Annotated in this window: 31 protein-coding genes; 16 read left to right on the top strand and 15 right to left on the bottom strand. The window is 70.2% G+C overall.

Annotation, left to right across the window (positions count from 1 at the left end; all coding sequences use genetic code 11):
* Window positions 1-186: 186 nt before the first annotated feature.
* Window positions 187-678, bottom strand: coding sequence for a transcription elongation factor GreA (greA, locus tag VNR19_RS06395; protein WP_325725006.1), 492 nt, complete (start codon window positions 676-678; stop codon window positions 187-189).
* An 88-nt stretch (window positions 679-766) separates the two neighbouring features.
* On the bottom strand, window positions 767-1,159 hold the full coding sequence (locus VNR19_RS06390; RefSeq protein WP_325725004.1) for a DUF4307 domain-containing protein: 393 nt from the start codon (window positions 1,157-1,159) through the stop codon (window positions 767-769).
* 66 nt (window positions 1,160-1,225) lie between these two features.
* Between VNR19_RS06390 and VNR19_RS06385 the strand changes: the two genes are divergently transcribed.
* Window positions 1,226-1,507, top strand: a complete 282-nt coding sequence (locus VNR19_RS06385) for a hypothetical protein (RefSeq protein ID WP_325725002.1) — start codon at window positions 1,226-1,228, stop codon at window positions 1,505-1,507.
* Between the two features lie 23 nt (window positions 1,508-1,530).
* Here the strand turns inward: VNR19_RS06385 and trhA are convergent, their stop codons facing one another.
* Window positions 1,531-2,268, bottom strand: coding sequence for a PAQR family membrane homeostasis protein TrhA (gene trhA, locus VNR19_RS06380; RefSeq protein ID WP_325725000.1), 738 nt, complete (start codon window positions 2,266-2,268; stop codon window positions 1,531-1,533).
* A gap of 111 nt (window positions 2,269-2,379) precedes the next feature.
* Here trhA and VNR19_RS06375 point away from each other — a divergent pair, with 111 nt between their 5' ends.
* From VNR19_RS06375 to VNR19_RS06360, 4 genes are all read left to right on the top strand, one after another.
* Entirely contained in the window at window positions 2,380-3,165 is a 786-nt protein-coding gene (locus VNR19_RS06375) for an isoprenyl transferase (RefSeq protein WP_325724998.1), read from the top strand.
* Window positions 3,166-3,256: 91 nt separating this feature from the next.
* Window positions 3,257-4,378, top strand: a complete 1,122-nt coding sequence (locus VNR19_RS06370; RefSeq protein WP_325724996.1) for an aminotransferase class V-fold PLP-dependent enzyme — start codon at window positions 3,257-3,259, stop codon at window positions 4,376-4,378.
* A gap of 223 nt (window positions 4,379-4,601) precedes the next feature.
* Entirely contained in the window at window positions 4,602-5,906 is a 1,305-nt protein-coding gene (gene phoH2 / locus VNR19_RS06365; RefSeq protein ID WP_414684124.1) for an RNA 5'-3' helicase PhoH2, read from the top strand.
* Window positions 5,907-6,009: 103 nt separating this feature from the next.
* A complete protein-coding gene (locus VNR19_RS06360; protein ID WP_325724993.1) occupies window positions 6,010-6,567 on the top strand; it encodes a hypothetical protein in 558 nt (185 codons plus the stop codon).
* Window positions 6,568-6,692: 125 nt separating this feature from the next.
* Here VNR19_RS06360 and VNR19_RS06355 read toward each other — a convergent pair whose 3' ends face one another.
* Genes VNR19_RS06355 through xseA form a run of 7 tightly spaced genes read right to left on the bottom strand, consistent with a single transcriptional unit; the run spans window position 6,693 to window position 13,228 of the window.
* The gene (locus tag VNR19_RS06355) at window positions 6,693-7,349 is read right to left on the bottom strand and encodes a response regulator transcription factor (RefSeq protein ID WP_325724992.1); all 657 of its coding nucleotides are present in this window, start codon (window positions 7,347-7,349) and stop codon (window positions 6,693-6,695) included.
* Window positions 7,346-8,866 carry a sensor histidine kinase gene (locus VNR19_RS06350; RefSeq protein WP_325724991.1) on the bottom strand — a complete coding sequence of 507 codons (1,521 nt, stop codon included), beginning with the start codon at window positions 8,864-8,866 and terminating at the stop codon, window positions 7,346-7,348. Before VNR19_RS06350 ends, VNR19_RS06355 begins: the two co-directional genes overlap by 4 nt.
* Window positions 8,867-8,907: 41 nt before the next feature.
* The gene (locus VNR19_RS06345) at window positions 8,908-10,302 is read right to left on the bottom strand and encodes a class II fumarate hydratase (protein ID WP_325724989.1); all 1,395 of its coding nucleotides are present in this window, start codon (window positions 10,300-10,302) and stop codon (window positions 8,908-8,910) included.
* A 19-nt stretch (window positions 10,303-10,321) separates the two neighbouring features.
* Window positions 10,322-10,945, bottom strand: coding sequence for a carbonic anhydrase (locus VNR19_RS06340; RefSeq protein WP_325725020.1), 624 nt, complete (start codon window positions 10,943-10,945; stop codon window positions 10,322-10,324).
* Between the two features lie 38 nt (window positions 10,946-10,983).
* Window positions 10,984-11,625 (bottom strand): DUF4245 family protein, encoded by a 642-nt coding sequence (locus VNR19_RS06335; protein ID WP_325724987.1) that lies wholly within the window; start codon window positions 11,623-11,625, stop codon window positions 10,984-10,986.
* Window positions 11,625-11,864 (bottom strand): exodeoxyribonuclease VII small subunit, encoded by a 240-nt coding sequence (locus VNR19_RS06330; protein WP_325724985.1) that lies wholly within the window; start codon window positions 11,862-11,864, stop codon window positions 11,625-11,627. Before VNR19_RS06330 ends, VNR19_RS06335 begins: the two co-directional genes overlap by 1 nt.
* Window positions 11,861-13,228, bottom strand: coding sequence for an exodeoxyribonuclease VII large subunit (gene xseA / locus VNR19_RS06325; RefSeq protein WP_325724983.1), 1,368 nt, complete (start codon window positions 13,226-13,228; stop codon window positions 11,861-11,863). Before xseA ends, VNR19_RS06330 begins: the two co-directional genes overlap by 4 nt.
* A 102-nt stretch (window positions 13,229-13,330) precedes the next feature.
* Between xseA and VNR19_RS06320 the strand changes: the two genes are divergently transcribed.
* Genes VNR19_RS06320 through VNR19_RS06305 form a run of 4 tightly spaced genes read left to right on the top strand, consistent with a single transcriptional unit; the run spans window position 13,331 to window position 16,210 of the window.
* Window positions 13,331-14,371, top strand: coding sequence for a 4-hydroxy-3-methylbut-2-enyl diphosphate reductase (locus tag VNR19_RS06320; protein ID WP_325725018.1), 1,041 nt, complete (start codon window positions 13,331-13,333; stop codon window positions 14,369-14,371).
* Window positions 14,368-14,934, top strand: coding sequence for a DUF6264 family protein (locus VNR19_RS06315; RefSeq protein WP_325724981.1), 567 nt, complete (start codon window positions 14,368-14,370; stop codon window positions 14,932-14,934). The genes VNR19_RS06320 and VNR19_RS06315 overlap by 4 nt, the downstream gene beginning before the upstream one ends.
* Before the next feature lie 47 nt (window positions 14,935-14,981).
* Window positions 14,982-15,488, top strand: coding sequence for a sigma-70 family RNA polymerase sigma factor (locus VNR19_RS06310; protein ID WP_325724979.1), 507 nt, complete (start codon window positions 14,982-14,984; stop codon window positions 15,486-15,488).
* A complete protein-coding gene (locus VNR19_RS06305; RefSeq protein WP_325724977.1) occupies window positions 15,485-16,210 on the top strand; it encodes an anti-sigma factor family protein in 726 nt (241 codons plus the stop codon). Before VNR19_RS06310 ends, VNR19_RS06305 begins: the two co-directional genes overlap by 4 nt.
* A 75-nt stretch (window positions 16,211-16,285) precedes the next feature.
* Here VNR19_RS06305 and fbaA read toward each other — a convergent pair whose 3' ends face one another.
* Window positions 16,286-17,317, bottom strand: a complete 1,032-nt coding sequence (fbaA, locus tag VNR19_RS06300; RefSeq protein WP_325724976.1) for a class II fructose-bisphosphate aldolase — start codon at window positions 17,315-17,317, stop codon at window positions 16,286-16,288.
* Between the two features lie 221 nt (window positions 17,318-17,538).
* On the opposite strand from fbaA, the gene glpX reads away from it, so the two are divergent.
* On the top strand, window positions 17,539-18,528 hold the full coding sequence (glpX, locus tag VNR19_RS06295; protein ID WP_325724975.1) for a class II fructose-bisphosphatase: 990 nt from the start codon (window positions 17,539-17,541) through the stop codon (window positions 18,526-18,528).
* Window positions 18,529-18,676: 148 nt separating this feature from the next.
* Window positions 18,677-18,886 (top strand): UDP-N-acetylmuramyl pentapeptide phosphotransferase, encoded by a 210-nt coding sequence (locus VNR19_RS06290; RefSeq protein WP_325724973.1) that lies wholly within the window; start codon window positions 18,677-18,679, stop codon window positions 18,884-18,886.
* A 36-nt stretch (window positions 18,887-18,922) separates the two neighbouring features.
* Here the strand turns inward: VNR19_RS06290 and VNR19_RS06285 are convergent, their stop codons facing one another.
* Both VNR19_RS06285 and VNR19_RS06280 read right to left on the bottom strand, forming a co-directional pair.
* The gene (locus VNR19_RS06285; protein WP_325724971.1) at window positions 18,923-20,284 is read right to left on the bottom strand and encodes a DNA recombination protein RmuC; all 1,362 of its coding nucleotides are present in this window, start codon (window positions 20,282-20,284) and stop codon (window positions 18,923-18,925) included.
* 59 nt (window positions 20,285-20,343) lie between these two features.
* Window positions 20,344-21,006: an exonuclease domain-containing protein gene (locus VNR19_RS06280; RefSeq protein ID WP_325724969.1), complete on the bottom strand. Its 663-nt coding sequence runs from the start codon at window positions 21,004-21,006 to the stop codon at window positions 20,344-20,346.
* Window positions 21,007-21,192: 186 nt separating this feature from the next.
* On the opposite strand from VNR19_RS06280, the gene VNR19_RS06275 reads away from it, so the two are divergent.
* Genes VNR19_RS06275 through VNR19_RS06260 form a run of 4 tightly spaced genes read left to right on the top strand, consistent with a single transcriptional unit; the run spans window position 21,193 to window position 24,020 of the window.
* Window positions 21,193-21,942, top strand: a complete 750-nt coding sequence (locus tag VNR19_RS06275) for a class I SAM-dependent methyltransferase (protein WP_325724967.1) — start codon at window positions 21,193-21,195, stop codon at window positions 21,940-21,942.
* Window positions 21,939-22,571: a dihydrofolate reductase family protein gene (locus tag VNR19_RS06270; RefSeq protein WP_325724965.1), complete on the top strand. Its 633-nt coding sequence runs from the start codon at window positions 21,939-21,941 to the stop codon at window positions 22,569-22,571. Before VNR19_RS06275 ends, VNR19_RS06270 begins: the two co-directional genes overlap by 4 nt.
* A complete protein-coding gene (locus VNR19_RS06265; RefSeq protein ID WP_325724963.1) occupies window positions 22,564-23,322 on the top strand; it encodes a class I SAM-dependent methyltransferase in 759 nt (252 codons plus the stop codon). Before VNR19_RS06270 ends, VNR19_RS06265 begins: the two co-directional genes overlap by 8 nt.
* Window positions 23,319-24,020, top strand: coding sequence for an HAD family hydrolase (locus VNR19_RS06260; RefSeq protein WP_325724961.1), 702 nt, complete (start codon window positions 23,319-23,321; stop codon window positions 24,018-24,020). The genes VNR19_RS06265 and VNR19_RS06260 overlap by 4 nt, the downstream gene beginning before the upstream one ends.
* Window positions 24,021-24,027: 7 nt before the next feature.
* Here the strand turns inward: VNR19_RS06260 and VNR19_RS06255 are convergent, their stop codons facing one another.
* Window positions 24,028-24,657: a VOC family protein gene (locus VNR19_RS06255; protein WP_325724959.1), complete on the bottom strand. Its 630-nt coding sequence runs from the start codon at window positions 24,655-24,657 to the stop codon at window positions 24,028-24,030.
* A 64-nt stretch (window positions 24,658-24,721) separates the two neighbouring features.
* On the opposite strand from VNR19_RS06255, the gene ychF reads away from it, so the two are divergent.
* The gene (ychF, locus tag VNR19_RS06250; RefSeq protein WP_325724957.1) at window positions 24,722-25,795 is read left to right on the top strand and encodes a redox-regulated ATPase YchF; all 1,074 of its coding nucleotides are present in this window, start codon (window positions 24,722-24,724) and stop codon (window positions 25,793-25,795) included.
* A gap of 27 nt (window positions 25,796-25,822) precedes the next feature.
* Here the strand turns inward: ychF and VNR19_RS06245 are convergent, their stop codons facing one another.
* Window positions 25,823-26,239, bottom strand: a complete 417-nt coding sequence (locus tag VNR19_RS06245) for a GNAT family N-acetyltransferase (RefSeq protein WP_325724955.1) — start codon at window positions 26,237-26,239, stop codon at window positions 25,823-25,825.
* Window positions 26,240-26,360 lie beyond the last annotated feature (121 nt).

Genomic DNA, 26,360 nt, shown 5'->3' with positions numbered 1-26,360 from the left:
AGCAGCGTTAGCGTGGGACACGAAGGCCTCCTGAGTGCGTGAAGCGGTTCCTAGACAGCTCCACTCTCGCAACGGGAGGCCTTCGCCCGTCAGCAGATCACACGCGATTCACGCAACAACGTCCCTGGACATCACAACTAGGACGCGAGAGGCCGACGCCGCACGCGCGGCGCCGGCCTCTCGAGGTCACTGACCCGCGTAGGTCTCGACCTTGACGATCTCGACCGCGATCTCACGGCCGTTGGGAGCGGTGTAGGAGGTCTTGTCGCCCTCCTTGAGGCCGATGATGGCGGCGCCGAGGGGCGACGCCTCGCTGTAGACGTCGAGCTCGGAGCCCGAGGCGATCTCGCGGTTGCCGAGGAGGAACACCTCTTCGCCGCCGGCCACGATCGCCGTCACGACGGTGCCGGGCTCGACGATGCCCTTGGACTCGGGCGCCTCGCCGACCTTGGCGTTCTTGAGCAGCTGCTGGAGGGTGCGGATGCGCGCCTCCTGCTTGCCCTGCTCGTCCTTCGCGGCGTGGTAGCCGCCGTTCTCCTTCAGGTCGCCCTCTTCGCGAGCGGCCTCGATGCGCTTGGCGATCTCTTCGCGGCCGACGGTCGACAGGTGCTCGAGCTCGGCGGCGAGGCGGTCGTAAGCATCCTGGGTGAGGAACGTCACCGGTGCGTCAGTGGACACGTCGGTCTCCTTCGTTCGGGGGGTGACGTCGATAAGCCAAACGCCCCGGCTCACGGCCAGGGCGCGATCGACGTACGTTGACTCCAGGTTACGTCACCCAGCAGGAGTTGACCAAACCCGTCGTCGCCTGTGCGACCGTCGGCACGGTCTCGCTGAACGCTCGGCCGGGCTCGTCGGATGCCTCGTATTCGACGACCTTCCACCCGACGATGCCGTGCTGCTCGTCCTGCGCCTCGATCGCACACGCGATCGGGCGGCCGGTCGGCGCGGTGAGCTGGAAGTTCACGACGACGGAGTGCCGATCGACGACGCGGTACGCCGTCGTGCGGGCTTCGACGGTGTCGGCGGCGGCGGCGATCGCGATCCACGCGATCGCGGCGACGACGACGATGCCGAGCGCGATGGCGACGGCGATCGTCCACCGGCGGCGCGGGGACGGCGTGCGTCCGTAGCGGTCGTCGAGCACGTCCTGCGTCGTCATGGCTTCCCGTCGGAACTAGGCTGGACTTCAAGGCTATGCGCTCCCACGCCGGAACGAGGACACACCATGATTCGATCGCTGGCCGCGCTCGCCGCGACCCCCGCTCCGACTGACCAGGTCGACCCCGACCTCGTCACGCCGGGGCCATGGGGCTTCGCGGTCATCGTGTTCATCGCGATCGCGGTGATCCTGCTCGTGTGGGACATGATGCGCCGCATCCGTCGCGGTCGCGTCCGCGCCGACATCAACGAGCAGCTCGAGGCCGAGGAGCAGGCGGCCGCCGCGATGCGGGCGACCGAGGTCGACGACGAGTCGACGGATGCCGCGGGCGACGACCGCTCGAGCTGAGCGGATGCCGCGCCGACGCGCCGTCAGCCGGCGTGATACGCCGGGTCGAGGGCGATGAGCAGGCACGCCGTCCAGTGGCACAGGAACGCCAGGACGGTGCACACGTGGAAGATCTCGTGGAAGCCGAAGTGGCCCGGCCACGGGTTCGGCTTCTTCATCGCGTACACCACCGCGCCGACGGTGTAGAGCACGCCGCCCACGATCACGAGAGTCATCATCACCGCGTTCGCCTCGAACAGGTCGACGATGTACATGACCGCGGCCCAGCCGAGCACGAGGTACAGCGCGACGTACAGCCAGCGCGGCGCGTGGAGCCAGAAGACGCGGAACAGGATCCCGATGATCGCACCGCCCCACACGAGCGACAGCAGCAGGATCGTCTTCTGCGTCGGCAGGGCGAGCACGGCGATCGGGGTGTAGGTGCCGGCGATCAGCAGCAGGATGTTCGCGTGGTCGATGCGCTTCAGGACCGCCTTGGTCTTGGGGCTCCAGTCGAAGCGGTGGTAGAGCGCGGAGTTGCCGAACAGCAGGAGGGACGTCGCCATGAAGACCGCCGACGCCCACTTCGCGGGCCCGCCCTGCGCGAAAACGATGAGCACGATGCCTGCGGCGATGGCGACGGGGAACGTGGCGGCGTGGATCCAGCCGCGCCACGTGGGGCGGATCTCAGGTCTGGCCGCATCGACATCGGCGGCGTCCATGAGCGGGAGCACCGGAACCTCCGGGGCGGGTGGGATCACTCGGCGCTTGCGGCGGCTCATCTGTCAAGGCTAAAGCCATGCGCATGCCGGAAAGGGAACATACCGGGTGTCGCGTGTCGTGGCACCGGGTTCCAGCCTTCACTCGCGGCCCGTGAGCGGTAGCGTAGGGGAGTGGCACCGACGAGGTCGAACGAAGGGCGAGGACCCCTCTATCGCCTCTACATCAATCGCCTCCGCCGGAGCCTGACGCCCGAGGTCGTGCCGCACCACGTCGCGATGATGATCGACGGCAACCGGCGCTGGGCGCGCCAGCTCGGATACGAGTCCGCCGCGCACGGGCATCGAGCCGGCGCCGCGAAGATGCGCGAGTTCCTCGACTGGTGCGACGTCGTCGGAGTCAAGGTCGTGTCGCTGTACCTCCTCTCGAACGACAACCTCGCCAAGCGCGATTCCAAGGAGCTGTCCGACCTCATCGAGATCATCGCGGAGCTCGCCGAGGAGCTGTCGCGGGGGACCGACCGGCGCGTGCGGCACGTCGGCCGCGCCGACCTCCTGCCGAAGGAGCTCGCGGCGGTGCTGAAGGCCGCGCAGGACCGCACGCGCGACAACACCGGAATGCACGTCAACCTCGCCGTCGGATACGGCGGACGCGGCGAGATCGTCGACGCAGTGCGCAGCATCATCGCGAAGCACGACGAAGAGGGCGGGTCGCTCGAAGAGCTCGCGGCGAGCCTGACTCCCGAGCAGATCGGCGAGCATCTCTACACGGGCGGGCTCCCCGATCCCGACCTCGTCATCCGCACGTCCGGCGAGCAGCGGCTGAGCGACTTCCTGCTGTGGCAGAGCGCGCACAGCGAGTTCTACTTCGTCGAGGCGCTGGGGCCCGATCTGCGCGAGGTGGACTTTCTGCGGGCGATCCGGGATTACGCCCGCCGCGACCGCCGGTACGGGGGCTGACGGCCCCGAGATCCGCGGGATTCCGGGCGATCCCGGTGTGCGAAACCCCAGGGGCATGTGCGTGACCCCCGCATGCCAGAATGTGTCCGTGATGGATCTGGAGTCCTATCAGGCCTCGTTCGACGGCGAGCCCGGCTATCTGGATTGGGCGCGGTTCGGGCCGCTGTCGCCGTCGGTGCGATCCGAGTCCCATGCCGACGCCGAGCTGCTCGGATCGGGTCGTCGCACCGGCATCGACCTCGTCATGGAGCACGAGGCCGAGGCGCGCGAGCTGCTCGCCGAGCTGCTCGGCGCCGAGCCCTCGCACGTCACCCTCCAGCCGTCGACGACGTACGGTCTCATGCACGCGCTGTACGGCCTCGCCGAGGGCGGCGTCATGCTCGCACGCCAGGACTTCCCCAGCATCACGGTGACGGCCGCACGAGCGGCGGATGCCTTCGGCAAGGCGCACCTGCAGTGGCTCGACCCCGAGACGGGGTACGTCACGCCCGAGGTCGTCCGCGAGGCGCTCACCGACGAAACGACCGCCCTCGCGGTGAGCCTCGTCGACTACCGCACGGGCTACCGGGCCGACCTCACCGCCTTGCGCGAGGTGATCGGCGACCGGCTGCTCATCGTCGACGCGATCCAGGGCTTCGGCGTCGTCGACGCCGACTACGCCGCCGCCGACGTCGTGTGCGCGAACGGCTACAAGTGGCTGCGCGCGGGCCGAGGGACGGGCTTCGCGTGGTTCGGGGAGCGCGCCCTCGAGCGCATCGCACCGGTGCTGTCAGGGCACGCGGGAGCAGAAGGAGAGCCCACCGCCTCGGGCGTGCCGCCGGCCGCGGCATCCGCTCGCGCGTTCACCGTAAGCGCCCCCGACCACCTCGCCGTCGCACGACTGGCCACCGCCCTCCGCGACGTGCGCGACGTCGGCGTCGACGTCATCGAGCGCGAGATCGCGGAGCGCACGCGAGATGTGCTCTTCTTCGCCGATCGGTACGAGATCCCCGTGATCACGCCGCGAGAGCCCGAGCACCGCGCGGGCATCATCACCCTCGCGCCCGCGGCTCAGGATGCCGCGCCGCTCGCGGCGTCGCTCGCGAACCACGGCCTCACCGTCACCGTGCGGGCGGGGCTCATCCGCGTCTCGCCCCACGTCGGCACCGCGGCCGACACGCTGCGGCTGTTCGGCGACGCGCTCGCGGCGTTCTCCTCCGCACGCGTGTGGTGAGAATCCGCCGCGTGTCGCCGACCGGAACCGTCGCCCCGGCGCCGTACGGTCAAGGCATCGGGTAGAGCACCCGATCGAGTCGGCCGCAACGGATCGCGACTCGTGACTCAGACGGTCGACTCGTGACAGCCGGGTCTGCGAAGGCCCGGGGCAGGAGCGGGTTGTGACCTCACAAGCACCTCACCAGCAGCGGAACCGCCTCGACCGGGCGGAGCACGAGCCGATCGAACAGCAGGACGACCTGCGGACCTACGTGCTCGACACGTCGGTCCTGCTGAGCGACCCTCGCGCACTCTTCCGCTTCGCGGAGCACAACGTCGTGATCCCCGTGGTGGTGATCTCGGAGCTCGAGGGCAAGCGTCACGACCCGGAGATCGGATACTTCGCGCGCCAAGCGCTGCGGTACCTCGACGAGCTGCGAATCGAGCACGGGCGCCTCGACTTCCCGGTGCCGGTGGGCGAGGGCGGAACACTTCGGGTCGAGCTCAACAACACCGACTCGTCGGTGCTGCCGTCCGGCATCCGTCTCGCAGACAACGACTCGCGGATCCTCGCGGTCGCGATGCACCTCGCAGCCGACGGGGGTGACGTCACCATCGTCTCGAAGGACCTTCCCATGCGCGTGAAGGCCGCGTCGCTGGGCATCACGGCGGAGGAGTACCTCGCCGAGCAGGCCGTCGACTCGGGCTGGACGGGCATCGCCACGATCGACGTCTCCGGTGACGAGGTGAGCGACCTCTACGAGAGCGAGGTCGCCACGAGCGACGATGTGCGCGGCCTTCCCGTCAACACCGGACTCATCATCCACTCCGAGCGCGGGTCGGCCCTCGGCCGCGTCACGGGCGACGGCGCGTACCGGCTCGTGCGCGGAGACCGAGAGGTCTTCGGGCTGCACGGGCGCTCGGCCGAGCAGCGCATCGCGATCGACCTGCTGCTCGATCCCGACGTCGGGATCGTGTCGCTCGGCGGCCGCGCGGGTACGGGTAAGTCCGCCCTCGCGCTCTGCGCGGGCCTCGAAGCCGTGCTCGAGCGGCAGCTGCAGAAGCGTGTCGTCGTGTTCCGGCCGCTGTTCGCTGTCGGCGGGCAGGAGCTCGGATACCTCCCCGGCGATCAGCAGGAGAAGATGAACCCGTGGGGTCAGGCGGTCTTCGACACGCTCGGGTCCGTCGTCTCGGCGAACGTCGTCGAGGAGGTCATCGCCCGCGGCCTGCTCGAGGTGCTGCCGCTCACGCACATCCGCGGCCGCTCGCTCCACGACGCGTTCGTGATCGTCGACGAAGCGCAGTCGCTCGAGCGCAACGTCCTGCTCACGGTGCTCAGCCGCATCGGCCAGAACTCGCGCGTCGTGCTGACCCACGATGTCGGCCAGCGCGACAACCTCCGTGTCGGCCGCCACGACGGTGTCGCGTCGGTGATCGAGACCCTCAAGGGCCACGAGCTGTTCGGCCACGTGACCCTCGTGAGGTCGGAGCGTTCGGCGATCGCGGCGCTCGTGACGGACCTTCTGGAGGGCGGCGAAGCCCTCTGAACGATGAGAGGAGTCTCATCGCAGTCTCCTTCCAGTCTCATGAGACTCTGCGACCATTGAAGGAGGACGGATACTCCGCGCCCTTCTGATCGGGGAGAAGGACATGCAGACCCAGACACGGTTCGTCGTCGGCGGCGCCATGAGCGTCGCGGCGAGCGTGGCTGTCGCCTGCGCTGTCGCCCTCACCCACTCCGCGGCGCTGGCCGACGAGGCCGGCGTGGCGATCGGGGCAGGAGCGATCGTCGTCCCTTCGCACGCCAACGCGACGCCGCAGCCGGTCGCGACCAGCCCGTCTGCGCCGGCGAGCACGCCCGTGACGGTCCCGGCCCCCGAGCCGCGCGAGGTCACGGTCTCCCCTCAGGCCGATCAGATCCCGGACGTTCAGCCCGCGGCGCCGAGTGCCGCCGACGAGGAGGCGCTCGTCCGCGAGGTCGAGCGCACGGGCTCGTGGGAGCGGGTGCGCGAATGGGCCCGTGACCGCGGGTGGGGCGAAGAGCGTGTGCGCGAGTTCATCGATCGCCTGCGCGACCGCGGCGGAGACCGCGTCGGCTCACGCGACAAGGATTCCGCCGGAAACGGCGGGCGACCCGGAGACCGTCGAGACTGGCGGCCCGGATCGCGAGAGGATCAATCGCGCTATTCCCCAGACAGACGCGATTGACGGCCGGTGTTCCCCAGCCCCGGCCCTTCCCAGGCCCCCGGCGTTCCCCAGCGTCGGGGGCCTTCTCATGCCCGGCGCAAGGTGCGCGCGTCGCACCGCGCGGGCGGTCGGGCGCGCGATCGGCGTCATTCCCAGCGGTAGCCCACACCCCGCACGGTCGCGATGTGCTCGGGCCCGAGCTTGCCGCGCAGGTAGCGCACGTAGACGTCGACGACGTTCGATCCCGGATCGAAATCCAGTCCCCACACGCGGCTGAGCAGCTGCTCGCGCGTGAGCACTTGACCTGGATTGCGCAGGAACTGCTCGGCGAGAGAGAACTCCCGCGCGGACAGGTCGACCTCGCGGCCGCCGACCGTTGCGCGGCGCGCGAGGATGTCGAGGACGACGTCGCCGTGCGTGAGCGTCGTCGGCTGGGCGCCGGCGGTCTCACGAAGGCGTGAGCGCACGCGCGCGAGCAGCTCGTCGAAAGTGAACGGCTTCGACACGTAGTCGTTCGCGCCCGAGTCGAGCCCCTCCACGGTGTCTCGCGTGCTGGAGCGGGCCGTCAGCATGATCACGGGAATCGTCGAGCCCTGTCCGCGCAGGTTCCGCAGCACTTCGAAGCCGTCCATCGTCGGCAGCCCCACATCGAGGAGCACGAGGTCGACCTCGCCCCGCAGGATGACCTCGAGCGCCTCGGGGCCGTCGTCGACGATCGTGGTCTGGTACCCCGCCGACTCCAGCCCGCGGCTCACGAACGCGGCGATCCGCGGTTCGTCCTCGACGATGAGGATCGTCGTCATCCGGATGCCTCCCTCTGCAGCACGACGTCGCCGGCGCGCACGGGCGCCGGAAGCCCGGCGGTCGGCAGCGGCAGCCCGATCGTGAATGTAGCGCCGCCTCCCGGCGTGTCGGTGACGACGCACTGACCGTTGTGCGCCTTCGTGATCGCATCGACGATCGCGAGACCCAAGCCCGACCCGCCGACCGAGCGCTTGCCGTGCGCGCGGTCGAAGCGGCGGAAGATGCGGTGCCGCGCGGCGGGCGGGATGCCCGGCCCGTGGTCGCGCACCCACAGCCGCGCCTCGGTGTCGTCCAGTGCGCTGCCGATCTCGATCGGCGACCCCTCGGGCGTGTACTTGGCCGCGTTGTCGGCGAGCTGGAGCCACGCCTGCAGCAGGCGGTCCTGGTCGCCCATCACGTGCCCTTCGGCGCACGCCTCGACCCGCCACTCGTGCCCCGGGATCACGGCGACGAGCTCGCCGATGCGGGCGGTGAGCGCGGCGAGGTCGACCTCCTTCATGTCGAAGGCGTCGCCCTCGACGGCCGCGAGCAGGTCGATGTCCTCGACGAGGCGCGTCATGCGGTCGAGCTCGGCCATGCCGATCGCGCGCGTGCTCTCCACGTCGGCCACGTTGCGCGGGTCCATCATCTCGAGGTGCCCGCGCACGATCGTGATGGGCGTCTTGAGCTCGTGACGCACATCGTCGAGCAGCTGCCGCTGCACGTCGACGGAGCCTTCGAGCCGGTCGAGCATCGAGTTCACGGTGCGCGTGAGGTCGGCGATGTCGTCGTTGCCCTGCGTCGGAAGTCGCGGAGACAGGTCGCTGATCGTGATGGCGTCGGCCGCATCGCGCAGCTGGCGGATGGGGGACAGCAGACGACCGGCGACGAACCAGCCCACGACGCCGACGGCGGCGAGCACCGCGAGCGCCGCGATCCAGTACGTCATGATCGCGATCGTGACCGGCTGCAGCTCGGCCGCGAGATCGACCGCGCGGATGTACACGCCCTGCGCGTCGTCGTCCGGCTTCTCGACCGGGATGGCGATGTACCGCAGCGAGCCTTCGTCGGTGACCGCCGTGCCCAGGACGCCGTCACGGCTCCTCTGCGCCTCGGCGACGGCGCGTTCGATGAGCGTCTCGTTCGCCGAGATGTCGAAGCCCGAGAGCGTCGTCGGCCGGAACCTCGGTTCGCCGTCGATGACTCCGAGGCCTCCCTCGTTGCGTGCCGGCACGAGGCGTCCGACTGCCACCTTCATGAACTCCACGACACTGTCGAACTCGTCGATGTCGATCGTCTCGCGCGCGGTGGATGCGGATCCGTCCGACGTGTCTGCGTCCGTGTCCTCGGTGTCCCCGCTGATGATCTTCAGCTGCTCGACCTGGGACCTCAGGCGGTTGTCGATCTCGTTGATGACGTTCTCGCGCTGCACGAGGAACGTCACGCTTCCGACGATCGCGAGGCCCACGCATGCGACCGCGAGGATCGCACCCAGGATCCGGGCACGAGCCGAGATCGGGCGGGGAGTGCGGCTCACCCCCTGATTATCGCGCCAGGGGGCCCACTGCGGCATCCGATTCAGCCGGCGCGTGTCATAGACAGCAGATCGAGCTTCTCGTCGAGCTGCTCGAGGGTGATCTCACCGCGCTCGACGTAACCCAGGTCGATGACCGCCTCGCGGATCGTGATGCCGTTCGCGACCGCGTGCTTCGCGATCTTCGCCGCCGCCTCGTAGCCGATGACCTTGTTCAGCGGCGTCACGATCGACGGCGACATGCCCGCGTAGGCCGCCGCCCGCTCGACGTTCGCCTCGAGGCCGTCGATCGTCTTGTCGGCGAGCAGGCGCGAAGCGTTGGCGAGGAGCTCGATCGACTCGAGCAGCGCTGTGCCCATGACGGGGATCGCCACGTTGAGCTCGAAGAGGCCGGATGCGCCGCCCCACGCGATCGTCGCGTCATTGCCGATGACGCGCGCGCACACCATGAGCACGGCCTCGGGGACGACGGGGTTGACCTTGCCGGGCATGATCGACGAGCCGGGCTGCAGGTCGGGGATGCGCAGCTCGCCGAGGCCGGTGTTGGGGCCCGAGCCCATCCAGCGCAGGTCGTTGTTGATCTTCGTGAGCGACACGGCGATCGTGCGCAGGGCGCCGGATGCCTCGACGAGCGCGTCGCGGTTGGCCTGCGCCTCGAAGTGGTCCTTCGCCTCGGTGATGGGCAGCTCGGTGTCGGCGACGATGAGCTCGAGCACCTTCTGCGGGAAGCCCACCGGCGTGTTGATGCCCGTGCCGACGGCGGTGCCGCCGAGCGGGACCTCCGCGACGCGGGGGATGACCGCCTGTACGCGCTCGATGCCGAGGCGGATCTGTCGCGCGTAGCCGCCGAACTCCTGGCCGAGCGTGACCGGCGTCGCATCCATGAGGTGGGTGCGGCCGGACTTGACGACGTCCTTCCACTCGTCGGCCTTCTTCTCGAGCGACACCGCGAGGTGGTCGAGGGCGGGGATGAGGTCGTCGATGATCTCCTGCGTGACGGCGATGTGCACGGAGGTGGGGAACACGTCGTTGGACGACTGCGACGCGTTGACGTGGTCGTTCGGGTGGACGGGGCGGCCGAGGTCCTGGGTCGCGAGCGTGGCGAGGACCTCGTTCATGTTCATGTTCGACGACGTCCCGCTGCCGGTCTGGTAGACGTCGATCGGGAACTGGTCGGCGAACTCGCCGGCGATGATGCGGTCGGCGGCGCGGACGATCGCGTCGGCGATGTCGCCGTCGAGCGTGCCGAGCTCCTTGTTGGCCTGGGCGGCCGCCTTCTTGATGCGCGCGAGGGCGACGATCTGCGCCGGCTCGAGCGGGTCGCCCGAGATCGGGAAGTTCTCCACTGCACGCTGCGTCTGTGCGGCGTACAGGGCGTCCTTGGGCACGCGCACCTCGCCCATCGTGTCGTGCTCGATGCGGTACTCGATGTCGGTCACTTCGTCGTTCCTCCGGTGTTCAGGATGCGAGGGGCTCCGCGTCGGCGGGGCCCACGATGATGTCGGGCACCGCTGTGCCCTCTTCGAGTCGGTAGTTCGCCCCGACGATCGCGAGGCGGCCTTCGGCGATGGCGTCGCTGATGAGCTCGGACGAGTGCAGCAACTCCGCGACCGTGTCGCGCAGGTGTTCTCGTCCGACGTGCTCGGCGTCGATGTCGTCGACCGGGTGCCCCGCCTTCGACAGCTCGCGCTGCACGCGACGCACGGCGGGCACGATCGGCGCGATGAGCCGCCAGATGTGCGGGGGGAGAGGCGCGGCATCCGGATTCGTGCTCTCGATCGCCGCCGCCACCGCGCCGCACTCGTCGTGGCCGAGCACCACGATCAGCGGCACCTCGAGCACCGCCACCGCGTACTCGAGGCTGCCTACAACGGAGTCCGACACGACCTGCCCGGCGTTGCGCACGACGAACAGGTCGCCCAGGCCCTTGTCGAAGATGATCTCGGCGGCCAGGCGCGAGTCGGAGCAGCCGAACAGCGCGGCGCGCGGCCGCTGATGATGCGCGAGCTCGTGGCGACGATCGACGTCCTGACGCGGATGCCGCGGCTCACCGCTCACGAAGCGGGCGTTGCCGCGCCGCATCTCGTCCCACACCTTGCGCGGTGTCGGCCGCCCGTCGGTCACTCCGCGGCCTCCTGAAGCTCGCGCACCTGCCCGGAGACGGACTCGGCGGTCCGCTCGATGTCGGCCTCGGGCGCGTTCCCGTAGACGAGCACGACGTCCGGGCCGGCCTGGGCGCTGAGCGCCCGCGTCACGTTGCCGGCGGCTTCGGGGTCGGCGATGTCGTACCGCGTCCACTCGACTCCGTCGATCGTCACGGTCTCGTCGGCGTCGGCGCCGCGGAGCACGCGCGTGGTCCACGCGGCGTCGGCGTCGAAGCCCTGTGCGACCCGCACGAAGCCCTGCTCCTCGCCGGGCACGTAGACGATCGTCCACGCGCGGGTGGTGTCGCCCTCGACGCGCGCGAGGTTCACGCGCCAGTCGTCGGGGACGCCCGGCACGACGAGCGTGCGCCCCTCGTTGTCGGAGATGCGCTCCGCGACGGCGGCGACGTCGATGTCGTCCTGCGGGGCCGGCGTGCCGCGCGGCACCGCGAAGACGACGACGAGCACGACGCCGAGCGTCACGATGAGGGCCGCGATGAGGTTTCGGACGTTCTGGCTCGACCGGTACGCGGCCGAGTGGGCCGCCTTGCGCTCGGCCGCCTCCTCGGGCGTCTCAGGGCGCCCGAGCTCGGCGACGATGCGCGGCTGCTTGGCCATCACGATCCCGTTCCCGGGCCCGTCTCGGCCGACGCGCGGGCGGCGTCGAGCCGGCGCTTCGCTCCGACGAGCCATTCCTCGCAGCGGGCGGCGAGGGCCTCGCCGCGCTCCCACAGCGCGAGGGACTGCTCGAGCGTGGGAGCGCCCTGCTCGAGCTCGTGCACGACCCGCACGAGCTCGTCGCGGGCCTGCTCGAAGGAGAGCCCGGACACGTCGACGTTCTCGTTCGGCGCGGTCATGCTTCCATCCTAGGTTCCCGCTCCGCGGCATCCGTCCGGGCCGTCTCGCCGTCGCCCTCGTCGACGGGACCGTCGGATCGCGCCGAGAACGACCCCCGCCCGACGCGCACGAGCACGGTCGACCCCGCGGGCGCCTGCTCGGCGTCGCGCACGATGTCGCCGGCGGGCAGGTGGGCGATCGCGTATCCGCGAGCGAGCGTCGCGGCGGGAGAGAGGGCGCGCAGCGTCGCGCGCAGCTCGGCGGTCGCGCGCGCTTCCTGCGACAGGCGCCGCTCGATGACCTCGCGGCCGCGCGAAGTGTGCATCCACAGCTGCTGCGTGCGCGAGTCGATCATCGACTCGGGCGCGCGCAGCACGGGGCGCGAGCGCAGCTGCTCGAGCTGTGCGATGTCGTGCGACAGGCGCTGCGTGAGGCGGGTCGTCATGCGCGAGCGCAGCTGCGCGACGAGCGCGCGCTGCTCGGCCACGTCGGGGACGACGCGCTTGGCGGCATCGGTCGGCGTCGAGGCACGCAGATCGGCGACGTCGTCGAGCAGCGGGTGGTCGTTCTCGTGCCCGATCGCGCTCACGACGGGCGTCTGCGCCGCGGCGACCGCGCGCACCAGCCGCTCGTCGCTGAAGCCGAGAAGGGTCTGCGGGTCGCCGCCGCCGCGCGCGATGATGATGACGTCGACGTCGGGCGCCGCGTCGAGCGCCTTGAGCGCCGCGATCGTCTCGGGCACGCAGCGATCGCCCTGCACGGCGGCGTACTTCGTGCGGAACGTCACCTGGGGCCAGCGCAGCTCGGCGTTGCGGCGCACGTCTTTCTCGGCATCCGAGTTCTCGCCCGTGATGAGCCCGATCACATGCGGCAGGAACGGGATCGGCTTCTTCCGCGCGGCGTCGAAGAGCCCTTCGCCGCGCAGCTGGACGCGCAGCCGCTCGAGCCTCTCGAGCTGGTCGCCCAGGCCGACGTGCCGCATCGACGACACCGCGAAGCTGAACGCGCCCGTCTTCGGGTAGTAGTCGGCCTTGACGCACGCGATCACGTGATCGCCCACCTTGAGGTCGCCGGGCAGGCGCTGGCGTGTGCTCGACCAGATGCGGAACTGGATGGCCGCCTCGGTGCCGAGGTCTTTGAGACCCCCGTAGACGGCGCCGCCGCGCACGTTCCACGACGTGATCTCTCCCTCGACCCAGACCGAGCCCCACCCGTCGATGAAGCTGCGGATCGTCTCGTTGAGCCGCGAGACCGACGTCGGCGCATGCGGAGTCGAATCGCGCGGGTGCACGGAGTCGGGCGGGGGAGCCTCGCCGGGAACCTGCTGCGCCGAGAACGCGGGGCCGCCGCGCCCGTTCGACCCGGGGGGCTGGGACGTCGTCATGCGATCCTCTCGGACGTGCGGGTGTTCGCGGGGGCGGGAGCGCTCGGCCGGTGCACAGGGCCCGCCACGTAGACTCGAGGGGTGACTTCTCAGGCCGTACGGATGCCCGTTCCCCGCGTTCCGCGGCGGCGGGAGCGCCTCAAGGATATCCCGGTGGCCGGTCGCAAGCGGGTGCTGCTGGCCTCACCTCGGGGGTATTGCGCCGGTGTCGACCGCGCCGTCATCGCTGTGGAGAAGGCGTTGGAGCGCTTCGGGTCACCGGTCTACGTGCGCAAGCAGATCGTGCACAACATCCACGTGGTGACCGAGCTCGAGGCGAAGGGCGCGATCTTCGTCGACGAGGTCGACGAGGTCCCCGAGGGCTCTCACGTCGTGTTCAGCGCGCACGGCGTCTCGCCCGCGGTCGTGGCCGCGGCATCCGATCGCGGCCTTCAGGCCATCGACGCCACGTGCCCGCTCGTGACGAAGGTGCACCGCGAGGCGGTGCGCTTCGCACGTGACGACCACGAGATCCTCCTGATCGGCCACCTCGGCCACGAAGAGGTCGAAGGCACGGCGGGCGAGGCGCCCGACCACGTCACGATCGTGAACTCGCCCGACGAGGCCGACACCGTCGAGGTGCGCGACCCGTCGAGGGTCGTGTGGCTGTCGCAGACGACGCTGTCGGTCGACGAGACCATGGAGACCGTGCGGCGCCTGCGTGCCCGGTTCCCGCAGCTTCAGGACCCGCCGTCCGACGACATCTGCTACGCGACGCAGAACCGCCAGGTCGCGGTCAAGAAGGTCGCGCGCGAGGCGGATCTCGTCATCGTCGTGGGCTCGGCGAACTCGTCGAACAGCGTGCGGCTCGTCGAGGTCGCGCTCGAGAACGGCGCGAAGGCCGCATACCGGGTGGACTACGCCGACGAGGTGCAGCAGGAGTGGCTCGACGGCGTCGAGACGGTGGGTGTGACCAGCGGCGCATCCGTGCCCGAGGTGCTCGTGCAGGAGGTGCTCGCCGAGCTCGCAGGCGCCGGCTACGCCGACGTCGAAGAGGTTCGCACCGCCGAGGAGGACCTCATCTTCTCGCTGCCCAAGGAGCTGCGCCAGGACCAGTCGGGCCGCCGCGACGAGCGCGCGCTGGGCGGACGGAGCCGCTCGTGACCGACGGCTCGCACCGCGACGAGCGTCCGCGTCCGCGCTACGGCGAGTACGCGACGCCCGAGGAGCAGCGCGCGCGCATCCGCGATCCGCAGGCCGCGTGGGTGTACTCGCCCGGCGCGGATGCCGTCGCCTCGCCGCCTGCGCCGAGCGTCGCGCCCGGCGTCGATCCGCAGGGACCCGTGCTGCGCCCGCACCCGGCCGACCGCATCGCGACGATCGCCCTCCTCGTCTACGGCGCGATCAACGTCGTGCTGACCGCGATCTCGTTCCTCGACCTGCCTTCTGTCGCCGAGCGCGCGATGCAGATCATGGGGATCCCGGGCGACTTCACGAACGTGGACTCCGCCCGGTCGTGGGGCCTGATCGCCGCGATGCTGCTCGTGGTGGGCTACATCGTGACGGCACTCCTCGCCGTCCGCAGGCTCCGCAGCGGCCGCCTGACGTGGTGGATCCCCCTCGTGGGCGCTGTCGTCACCTACGCGGTCGTCTACGTGTGCATCGCGATCCCGCTGCTGGGCGACCCCGCGTTCTCGCAGTACATCTCGAACCCTCCGACGGGCTGAACCCATCCGGGCGCCGTCTCGTGAACTCAACGAGGAGGAGGTGACGGATGCCGCCCGACGACGACGCCCGCCTCACGGCGCTGTTCGAAGCCCACGCCAAGCCGGTGTGGCGCTACGTGGTGCACTTGACGGGCGACCGCGCGGGTGCCGACGACATCGTGCAGGAGACGCTGCTTCGCGCGTGGCGCACGCCTCGGATCCTCCAGCAGGACCCGTCGACGACACGCGCGTGGATGATCACGGTCGCACGTCACCTCGTCATCGACGAGGCCCGGAGCGCACGTCGCCGTCATGAGCGCGTCGTCGCCGAAGTGCCCGACAGCGAGCAGCGGGACGACACCGACGCGCTCTTCGAGACGCTCCTCATCGAGGAGGCGCTCGCCGCGTTGAGCGCCGAGCATCGGGCGGTCATCGTCAAGGCGTACTACGGCGGAATGAGCATCGCGCAGACCGCCGCCGCGCTCGACATCCCGCAGGGGACGGTCAAGTCGCGGCTCCACTACGGCCTTCGCGCGCTGCGCCTCGCGCTCCAGGAGAGGGGGGTGACCCGATGAACCCCGATCACGCGTTCTTCGCCGAGTGGGACGCCGCGTACGTGCTGGGCGCCCTGTCGTCGGCGGACCGCCGCGCGTACGAGGCGCACCTCGACGAGTGCGCGATCTGCCGGCGAGCGACGGCCGAGCTGACCCCCACGGTCGGCCTCCTGTCGCGCGTCTCGCCCGAGCGGGCCGAGCGCATCCACGAGGGGGAGGAGGCGCGAGACGCGGATGCCGGCCAAGGCCGCGGGCTCGACGACGACGCCGTGCGCGCGGGCATCGCGTCGCTGACACGGGCGCGCCGCCGGCGCCGACGCACGTGGTGGGCGGTCGGGGTCGCCGCGGCGCTCGCGCTCGTGGTCGGGATCGGCGTGCCGATCGCCGTCTCGTCGCTCACACCGCGACCGACCGCCGAGTTCGTGCTCGAAGATGTCGCAGGCGTGCCGATCGAGGCATCCGTGCGTCTGACTTCCGTCGCGTGGGGAACGCGCATCGATCTCGAGTGCAGCTACCCGGAGTCGGATGCGGGCGACGCGCCCGCGGACGGATGGGTGTACGTGCTCGCGGTCGTCGGAGCGGACGGCACCGACGAACCGGTGTCGACGTGGCGCGCGGGTCCGGGATCTTCGGCACGGCTCTCGGCGGGCACGGCGATGGACCTGGACTCGATCAGCGCGATCGAGGTGCGCGCGTCGGACGGGACGGTGCTGATGCGCTACGACGACGTCGTGGCGGGCTGACGACCACCGCGCGTGCGGGGACGAGGATGCCGCGCTCCGTCCGTGGACGGGGGGCCGCGGCATCCGTCGAGTCGGTCAGGCCGCCAGGCTCTTGCCGTGCGATCCGAGCTGCTTGGTCGCCTCGACGACGCGGGCGGCCATCGCCGATTCGGCGATCTTGCCCCACGCGCGCGGGTCGTAGGCCTTCTTGTTGCCGACCTCGCCGTCGACTTTGAGCACGCCGTCGTAGTTCTGGAACATGAAGCCGGCGACCGAGCGCGTGAACGCGTACTGCGTGTCGGTGTCGATGTTCATCTTGACGACGCCGTGAGAGACGGCGGTCGCGATCTCTTCGTCGGACGAGCCGCTGCCGCCGTGGAAGACGAGGTCGAGCGGCTTGGGTCCGGTGCCGAAGCGCTCCGCGATGCCCTGCTGGATCTCGCCGAGCAGTTCGGGGCGGAGCTTGACGTTGCCGGGCTTGTAGACGCCGTGCACGTTGCCGAACGTGAGCGCCGAGATGTAGCGGCCGTTCTCGCCGAGGCCGAGCGCCTCGACGGCCTTCGTCACGTCGGCGACCGTCGTGTAGAGCGCCTCGTTCGAGCCCTCGTGCTTGATGCCGTCCTCTTCGCCGCCGACGACGCCCACCTCGATCTCGAGGATCGCGTTGATGTTGCGCATGCGGGGGAGCAGGTCCTTCGCGATCTGGATGTTCTCGTCGAGCGGCACGGCCGAGCCGTCCCACATGTGCGACTGGAACAGCGGGCCACGACCGGCCTTGATCTCTTCCTCGGAGGCCTCGATGAGCGGAAGCACGAAGGTCGGCAGCGCCTCCTTGGGGCAGTGGTCGGTGTGCAGGGCGACGGTGATGGGGTACGACTTGGCGACCTCGGTGGCGAACTTCGCGAACGCGATCGCACCGGTCGCGCGGGCCTTGACGGTGTGGCCCGCGAAGTAGTCGGCGCCGCCCGTCGAGACCTGCAGGATGCCGTCCGAACCGGCCTCCGTGAGCCCCTGCAGCACGGCGTTGATGGTCTGCGAGCTCGAGACGTTGATCGCGGGGTACGCGAAGCCGCCTGCCTTCGCGCGGTCCAGCATGTCGGCGTACTGCTCGGGGGTGGCGACGGGCATGTGTTGCTCCTTGCTTGTCGTGCGCGCCGGGGTGCGGGGCACGGTCGTTTCGGCCTGCACGGTCACTCTAGCGAAGCGCCTTCGGCGAGGCGGATGCGGCGGCCGCCGCATCCGCGAAAGCCGACGCCCGTTCTGCCTCCGGTGAAAGAATCGGAATTCCTTCACGCGCGAACGACGATAAGCACGTGGGTTCGCGACATCCGGAGATTAGGCTGAGCCATATGGTGAGCCTGACCGCCGACATGAGTCCGCTTCGTCCCGATCGCAACCTCGCACTCGAGCTCGTGCGCGCCACGGAGGCGGCGGCGATCCGCTCCGTTCCGTGGATCGGTCGGGGTGAGAAGGAGAAGGCGGACGGCGCGGCGGTCGACGCCATGCGCGCGTTCTTCACGACGGTCAACTTCGACGGCCGGATCGTGATCGGCGAGGGCGAGAAGGACGAGGCGCCGATGCTCTTCAACGGAGAGAAGGTCGGCACCGGACGAGGTCCGCAGTGCGACGTCGCCGTCGACCCGATCGACGGCACGTCGCTGACGGCGGCCGGGCGCAACAACGCCCTGTCGGTCATCGCGGTGTCTGACCACGACACGATGCTCGACGCCTCGAGCGTCTTCTACATGGACAAGCTCGTCACGGGACCGGCGGGGGTGGGAGTCGTCGACATCCGGCTGCCGATCGGCGAGAACATCCGCCGGCTCGCGAAAGCACTCGGCAAGCCGGTCGACGAGATCGTGGTCTCGGTGCTGAACCGGCCGCGTCACGACCAGCTCATCAAAGAGATCCGCGAAGCGGGCGCGGGCACGCGCCTCATGACCGACGGCGACGTCGCGGGCGGCATCAACGCGGCGCGCCACGACGCACGCACCGACATGTGCGTCGGCATCGGCGGCAGCCCGGAGGGCATCGTCACGGCGTGCGCGATCAAGGCGCTCGGCGGTCACATCCAAGGCCGGCTGTGGCCGCGCGACGACGATGAGCGCCAGCGGGGCATCGACGCGGGACTCAAGATGGACGGCTATGTGTACGAAGCCGACGAGCTCGTGCGGGGCTCGAACACGATCTTCGTCGCGACCGGAGTCACCGACGGGCAGCTGGTCGCGGGCGTGCGTCGCGAGGGGGACTACGTCTACACCGAGAGCGTCGTGCTGCGCGGCGCATCGGGCACGCTGCGGCGCATCTCGTCGGAGCATCTCACGTCGAAGTGGCTGTGACGGGAGCCGATCGGAACGATTCGGCCGTGACCGCTTCGTGATCGGTTCGTGACTCCGGCATCCGCCAGATGTCCAGATTCGTCTGGCAAAATCGAACGAGTCGTCGGCGTTGACGCAGTCCGTTTCCGCAGGCTGGAGGAGTTAGACGATGACCGCACCGGTGAGCGAGCCCAAGCCGCAGACCGGCGCACACGCCGTCGTGGCGAATGCCATCGACCCGGCGCGTCGCCCGGACGTGTTGCTGCGCGTGCGGCGCGAAGAGGGTCAGGAGCTCTCGCCGTGGTGGATGATCGGCGCATTCGTCGTCATCTCGGGCACTGTGATCGCCCTCATGAGCCTCATCCCGGGCGGGGTCTAGCCCGAAGCCCTGCGCCCACTCGGCCCGGCATCGGCCTCACGGGCCGATGCGATGGCGCACCTCTCCGACGTCGGCCCCGATCGCGGGCGCGTCGAGCGCGGGTGGCTCATCGAGCACCGGCGGTCCTTCGAGCACGGGCGGTTCTTCGAGCACGGGCGGCTCCTCGTCGATCGCAAGCGCGTCGAGCAGCTCGGGCGCGGTGAGCCGGCGCGGCGACTTGTCGATCGTCTCGGGCTCCGCGAGGGCGTCGAGCTTCGTCTCGTCGATCCCGGGGAACCGGCGCGCGCTCACGAACACCCGCGATTCGAGCGACCCGGCGAGCTTGTTGTAACTGTCGATCGTGCGCTCGATCGCCCGCCGCAGGTCGTCGGCGTGACCTGCGAGGCTGCCGAGCCGCTGGTACAGCTCATTGCCGAGGTCGAACAGCCGGCGCGCCTCGTGCGACACATCCTGCTGCGTCCACGCGTAGGCGACGGTCTTGAGCACAGCCCACAGGTTCACGGGCGACGCGAGCGCGACGCGCTTGCCGAACGCGTAGTCCAGCAGCGCGGGATCCTCTTCGAGCGCGGCGGCGAGCAGCGATTCGCTCGGAACGAAGCACACGACGAACTCGGGGCTCGACGGCAGACCCTGCCAGTAACTCTTCTTCGCGAGCGAGTCGACGTGGGCGCGGACGGCTTTCACGTGGCGCTCGAGGAGCGCGCGGCGACGGGCGGCCTCGGCGCCGACCGCGGTGAACGGGATCGCACTCGCCTCGAGGTACGCATCGAGCGGGACCTTCGCGTCGACGGCGATCGCCTTGTCGCCGGGGAGCCGGATCACCATGTCGGGGCGGCCGGCCCCGGCATCCGTCTTCACCGTCGTCTGCAGGTCGAAGTCGACGTACCGCGTGAGACCGGCCGCTTCGACGACCCGCCGCAGCTGCGTCTCGCCCCACACGCCGCGCGTCGCTCCTGACTTCAGCGCGCTCGCGAGCGACTCGGTGGTCGCGCGAAGCGCCTCGTCGGACTCGTGCGCGCGCCGCAGCTGCTCGGCGAGCGTGCCGAACTGGGCGTGGCGCTCGCGCTCGAGCTCGTCGACCTTGAGCTGCATCGTCTGCAGCGTCTCTTGCACGGGTGCGAGCGCGCGCAGCACGGCCTGCTCGCGCCGCTCGCGCTCTTCGCGTGCGGCCTGGTCGGATCGCGTCTGCGCAGCCAGCTCGCGGTAGAGGTGCTGCTGGTGCTCGAGCTGCGCCTGGACGCCCGCCCGTGCCGCCTCGGCGGCCGCGAGTCGTGCGCGCAGATCGGCGTGCTCGCGTGCGGAGCGCGCGGCGGCGCGCGCGAGACCGGCAGCCCACCCGGCGAGCGCACCGGCGGCGAGACACGCGATCACGACCGCGACGATGACGAATGCGTCCATGCGACCAGGATGACGGAGCCTTCCGACATCGCATTCGCACGGCGCCGCGCGCCGGTGGTTCAGGCGAACTCGAAGAGCGTCTGCTGCTCCCACCGGAGGAGGGGCGCCGCGGACGGGGTCTCCGGCGCGACGGGCGCCTTCTCGACGGGCTCCGGCACGGCGATCCGCGCGACGCCCACGCGGGCGAGCTTCGCGAGCGACCGGATGTCGTGTGCGCCGACCCGCCGCGCGGCGTCGATCATGATGTGCGCGCACGCGAGGGCGTCGGCGGCCGCGTCGTGGTGGGCGAACTCCGCGAAGCCCGCCTCGGCGGCCACCGAGGGGAGCCGGTACGACTCGAGGCGGTACACGCGCCGCGCGAGCTGGAGGCTGCACACGTACTCGTACGGCGGGCAGTCGTCGCCCGTCACCTCGCACGCGCGCCGGATCACGGTCATGTCGAAGCCGGCGTTGTGTGCGACGAGCACATCCGACCCGCAGAACTCGCGGAGATCGGCGAGCTGCTCGCTCCACGTCTTCGCGCCGACGACGTCTTCGGCCGTGAGCCCGTGGATGCGCGTGTTGAGCTCGAAGAACTGGTCGTGCGGGAAGGGCGGCTGGATGAGCCAGCCCTTCGTCTCGACGACCTCGCCGCCGCGCACCCGGGCGAGGCCCACCGCGCACGCCGACGCACTGCTGGAGTTCGCCGTCTCGAAGTCGATCGCGGTGAAGTCCAGTGGCACCTGTTCAGCATCACCCGCACCTCCGACGTCGCGCGGCAGGCACGCCGGACGAGCGCCGTGTGCGCAACTCCGGAGAAGACGGATGCCGCAGCCCGCGCCGCCGCGCAGCGACGGGGTGCGCGCCCGGCGGTCGGCGCGGAACTCCGGAGAACCGCGCGTGTCGGGGCGGGGTCGTAGGGTCGAGGCATGGCCACGCGCGAAGAGATGTCGAGGTCGTTCGGGTCCGCGGCATCCGTCTATGAATCAGGACGACCCGAGTACCCGGCCGACCCGGTCGGATGGCTGCTCGCCCCCGCCCGCCGCGACGGGCACAGCCTGCGCGTCGCCGACGTCGGGGCGGGAACGGGAAAGCTGACGCGTGCGATCGTCGAGGCGGGTGCGGAGGTCGTCGCGATCGATCCGGATGCCGAGATGCTCGGCGTGCTGCGTGAGAACGTGCGCCGCGTGCCGACGTTCGTCGGGACGGCCGAGAGCCTTCCGCTGCCCGACGCGTCGCTCGATGCGGTCGTGCTGGGGCAGGCATGGCATTGGGTGGACCCCGTTCCCGCGTCGGCCGAGGTCGCGCGCGTGCTGCGCCCGGGTGGCGTGCTCGGCCTCATCTGGAACGTGCGCGACGACGACGAGCCGTGGGTGCGGCGCCTCACCGCCATCATGCACGGGAGTCGTGCCGAGGAGATGATGGCGGAAGGCGGCCCGACGGTCGCCGAGCCGTTCACTGGGGTCGAGGCGCGATCGTGGCGGTGGACGCGCCCGATGACACGGGACGCGCTCTTCGACATGGCGCGGTCGCGCAGCTACATCATCACCGCGCCGCCCGACGAGCGGGAGCGCATCGAGGCGGGGCTCGCCGAGCTCTTCGACGAGCTCGGGGCGGTGGGCGACGCGACCGTCGACCTGCCGTACGTCACGAGGGCGTACCGGGCGGTGCGACCATGAGCCCGCGCACGCTGACCGTCTGCAACTTCGTCACGGTCGACGGGCGGTACGAAGACGACACGCACGACATCGTCTCGTTCTTCGAGAACCAGCACCCCGACTACCGGGGCGCAGACACGTTCGACCACTACACGACCAGCCTCCTGCGCGAGTCCGACACGCTCCTGCTGTCGGGCCGCCGATCGTTCCTCGGCAACATGACGTACTGGAGCGGAGTGCGCGAATCGGCGGATGCCACGCCCATTCGCCGCGAGTTCGCAGACCTCATCCTCGCGGTCGAGAAGGTCGTCGTCTCCGACACTCTGACCGAGGCCGACATCGCGCCGTACGAGAACACGCGGATCGTGCGCCTCGAGCACGCGCGGCGAGAGGCCGCCGCGCTGAAGCACATGGAGGGCCGTGGCATCCTCGTGCTCTTGGGCCGCCTGCTGTGGAACGACCTCATGGAGGCGGGGCTCGTCGACGAGCTGCATCTCGTCACCTTCCCGCTCATCGCCGGCCGCGGCGTGCCGCTGTTCGACACGCGGCCGCCCGTCGCGCTCAAGCTGCTCGAGACCCGCGCGTGGGAGGAGTCGGGGAACGTCCTCATGCGGTGGCGCGTCGACCCCGTGGCGGGTAGCGATGAGTGATCCCGCGGCGTCGTTCGACTCGGTCGCGGCGGGGTACGACGCCGCGCGCCCGTCGTATCCGCGCGAGTCCGTCGATTGGCTCGTGGGCGATGACGCCGAGGTCGTCGTCGACGTAGGCGCCGGTACGGGCAAGTTCACGCGCCTGCTGGAGCGCCCGGTTCGCCGTGTGATCGCGGTCGAGCCGTCGGTGAGCATGCTCGCCGAGTTGCGGCGCGCCCTTCCGCACGTCGAGGCGATGCAGGGCGCGGGGGAGCGGATGCCGCTGCCCGCGGCATCCGTCGATGTCGTCACCTTCGCGCAGGCGTGGCATTGGGTCGATGCCGATGCCGCGTCTGCCGAGGCCGCGCGCGTGCTTCGACCCGGCGGGCGGCTGGGCCTCGTATGGAACCTGCGCGACGAGCGTGTCCCATGGGTACGCGACCTCGGCGCGGCGATGCGGGCAGATGGCGACCACTTCCGCGGCGACGTCGAGGATCCGGCGATCGGCGACGCGCTCGGGCGTGTCGAGCGCCACTTCGCGGAGTGGGTGCGACGGACGATGAAGGACGAGATCGTCGCCGACGTGCGGTCGCGCAGTTACTTCCCGCTCCTGTCGCGCGACGAGCAGGAGCGGGTGCTCGAGGCGGTGGGAGAAGTGCTCGAGCGGCCCGGGGTGTCGGATCGCGAAGGCATAGTGGAGGTGCCGTACGTCACGGCGTCCTTCCGGTACGCGCCCCGCCGAAAGGCCGATCTCACAGAGGAGACAGAATGATCCGCGGAGTCTGCTTCGACCTCGACGGCACCCTGTTGCGTGACGAGCACATGGACGACGTGCTCGTGCGCGTGGCCGCCGGTGTGGCCGAGCGGCACGGGCTGACGGCCGCCGACGTGGACGCCGTGCATCGCCGCGCGTGGACGGAGCATTGGGACGAGATCGGCGACGAGTGGATGGTCGGCCGCATCCCGACCGACGTCGTGATCGCGGGAGTCTGGCGTCGTGCGCTGTCGCAGTTCGGCGTCGACGACCTCGACGCCGCCGCGAAGGATGCGGCAGCACTGCAGTGGCGGATCGAGACCGCATCGTGGTCGCTGTACCCCGAGGCGCTCGAGGTGCTCGCGGAGTGCCGGCGGCGCGGCATCCGCACATCGATCATCACGAACGGGCCGAGCGACCTTCAGCGAGCGAAACTCGACGCGGTGGAGCTGACGCCTCATTTCGACGCGATCCTCGTGTCGGGCGAGGTGGGCGCGCAGAAGCCCGATCCGGCGATCTTCGCGGCTGCCGTGTCGGGCATGGGCGTCACGGCCGACGAAGCGATCCACATCGGCGACAACCAGCATGCCGATGTGGGCGGTGCGCGGGCGTCGGGGCTGACGGCCGTGTGGATCGACCGGCGCGGCGCCGACCTCGAGAGTGAGCCGCACCACATCGTGACGGATCTGCGCGGGCTGGTCGAGCTGCTCGGCTGAGCGGGCCCTATCGCTTCTCGGCGCGAGGGTTGAGAACGAACGTCGCCGCCTCGGGTCCGCCGAACTCGATGGAGACCGGATGCGGCTCCGCCGGTCGTCCCGTCGGGAGCCAGCCGCGCCCCGGCCGGGTCAGGATGAGGGTGCGTCCCTTCTCTCCGACGAAGCCGAGGCTGTCGACCTCGTCGATCCCGCCGGCCCAGAGCGTGAACCCGATCTCTTCGAGTTGACGCAGCAGCTCGTGCCGATCGCCGACGAGGCCGAGCTCTGAGAATCCGATGATCTCGTCCGCGTCGAAGGCCCCGGAACGCCCGTTCTCTTCGAATCCGCGGTGGGCGATGAGCTCGACGATGTTGCCCGCCGGGTCGTGGAAGTACGCTGCGCGCGCATCCCAGAACGCGAAGTCGAAGATGTCGCCGAGCAGCTCGACCCGGCCTCGCGCCCATTCGACCGCCGCGTCGAACCGGTCGCCCGGCACGAGCAGGGCGAAGTGATAGAACGCGTCGCCGTCTTCGATACGGAACGAGAGCCTCGTCTCGCCGATGACGATCGCGCCGCCGTCGATCGGGAGTCCGAGCCGACTGCCGTAGAAGTCGCGGAGGTCGAGGGGTGCTGCGAGGGTCACGTGAGCGAACCGCATCCGGCCAGCCTAGGCCTCGCCGGGGCGCGGGGCTCCGCTGCACCCCCACGTAGACTGGATGCCCGTGGCTCTCACCATCGGAATCGTCGGACTGCCCAACGTCGGCAAGTCCACCCTCTTCAACGCCCTGACCAAGAATCAGGTGCTCGCGGCGAACTACCCGTTCGCGACGATCGAGCCCAACATCGGGGTGGTGAGCCTGCCCGACCCGCGACTCGAGAAGCTCGCCGAGATCTTCGGCAGCGAGCGGATCATTCCGGCGACCGTGTCGTTCGTCGACATCGCCGGCATCGTGCGCGGCGCGAGCGAGGGGGAGGGTCTGGGCAACCAGTTCCTCGCGAACATCCGTGAGGCGGATGCGATCGCCCAGGTCGTGCGCGGTTTCGACGACGACGACGTGGTGCATGTCGAAGGGGCGGTGAACCCCAAGGGCGACATGGAGACGATCAACGCCGAACTTCAGCTCGCCGATCTCCAGACGCTCGAGAAGGCGATCCCGCGGTACGAGAAGGAGGTCAAGGGCAAGAAGATCGACCCGGTCGTGCTCTCGACCGCGCTTGCCGCGCAGGAGGCTCTGCAGCGTGGCCAGTTGCTGTCGGCATCCGGTCTCGACCTCGCCCCCATCAAGGAGCTCGGCCTGCTCACGGCCAAGCCGTTCATCTTCGTCTTCAACGTCGACGAGAGCGTGCTCACGGATGCCGCGAAGAAGGCGGCGCTCGCCGAGCTCGTCGCGCCGGCGCAGGCCGTGTTCCTCGACGCGAAGATCGAGTCCGAGCTCATCGACCTCGACCCCGAGGACGCCGCCGAGCTGCTCGCATCGACAGGCCAGGAGGAGTCGGGCCTCGACCAACTCGCGCGCATCGGCTTCGACACGCTCGGACTGCAGACGTACCTCACCGCCGGGCCCAAGGAGGCTCGCGCGTGGACGATCGGCAAGGGCTGGAAGGCTCCGCAAGCGGCGGGGGTCATCCACACCGACTTCGAGAAGGGCTTCATCAAAGCCGAGGTCATCTCGTTCGACGACCTCGTCGAGGCCGGCTCCGTCGCCGAGGCGCGTGCGCGCGGCAAGGCCCGCATCGAGGGCAAGGACTACGTCATGCAGGACGGTGACGTCGTCGAGTTCCGCTTCAACGTGTAGCGATCACGCGACTGGCTCTCACCGCCCTCAGTCGAACCGGACGAATGCACGAAGCGGGGGCTCGAGGTCACCGACCTCGGTGAAGCCCATCGCCTCGTAGAAGGCCCGCTGGGAAGGCTCGTCGTCGGTGAGGAGAACCTTCTGACGGACGTCGCGGTACGGGGCGAACGCGCGCTCGAGCAGGTCGCGACCGATGCCGCGTCGCTGGTGCTCCGGCGAGATGAGGATGTCCTGGAGGTAGACGATGGTCAGCCCGTCGCCGACGAGGCGGGCGAGGCCGACCAAACGACCGCCGTCGCGGGCCGTCGTCACGGCGAGAGACGCCGAGAGCGCCGATGCGAGGCGGTCGGGATCTCTGGTGTAGGCGGACCACCCCACGGCGCCGTAGAGCGCGAGGACCTCTTCCCGCGACGGATCATCCATGGGGTGGTACGTGATTGCCATTCCCCCACGTTGCCATGGTCGTGGCTCCTCATCCGCGCCCCGGCGTGTCGGCATCCGGCGCCACGACCTCGGAGCTGCGCGCGTCCATAGGCGCTGATCGGGGTGCTGTCGCCGTCCACGT

The sequence above is a fragment of the Microbacterium sp. genome (assembly GCF_035556355.1).
Taxonomy (GTDB): Bacteria; Actinomycetota; Actinomycetes; order Actinomycetales; family Microbacteriaceae; genus Microbacterium.
The sequence above is the reverse complement of the archived record's forward strand: the minus strand, read 5'-3'. Positions and strand labels throughout refer to the sequence as shown.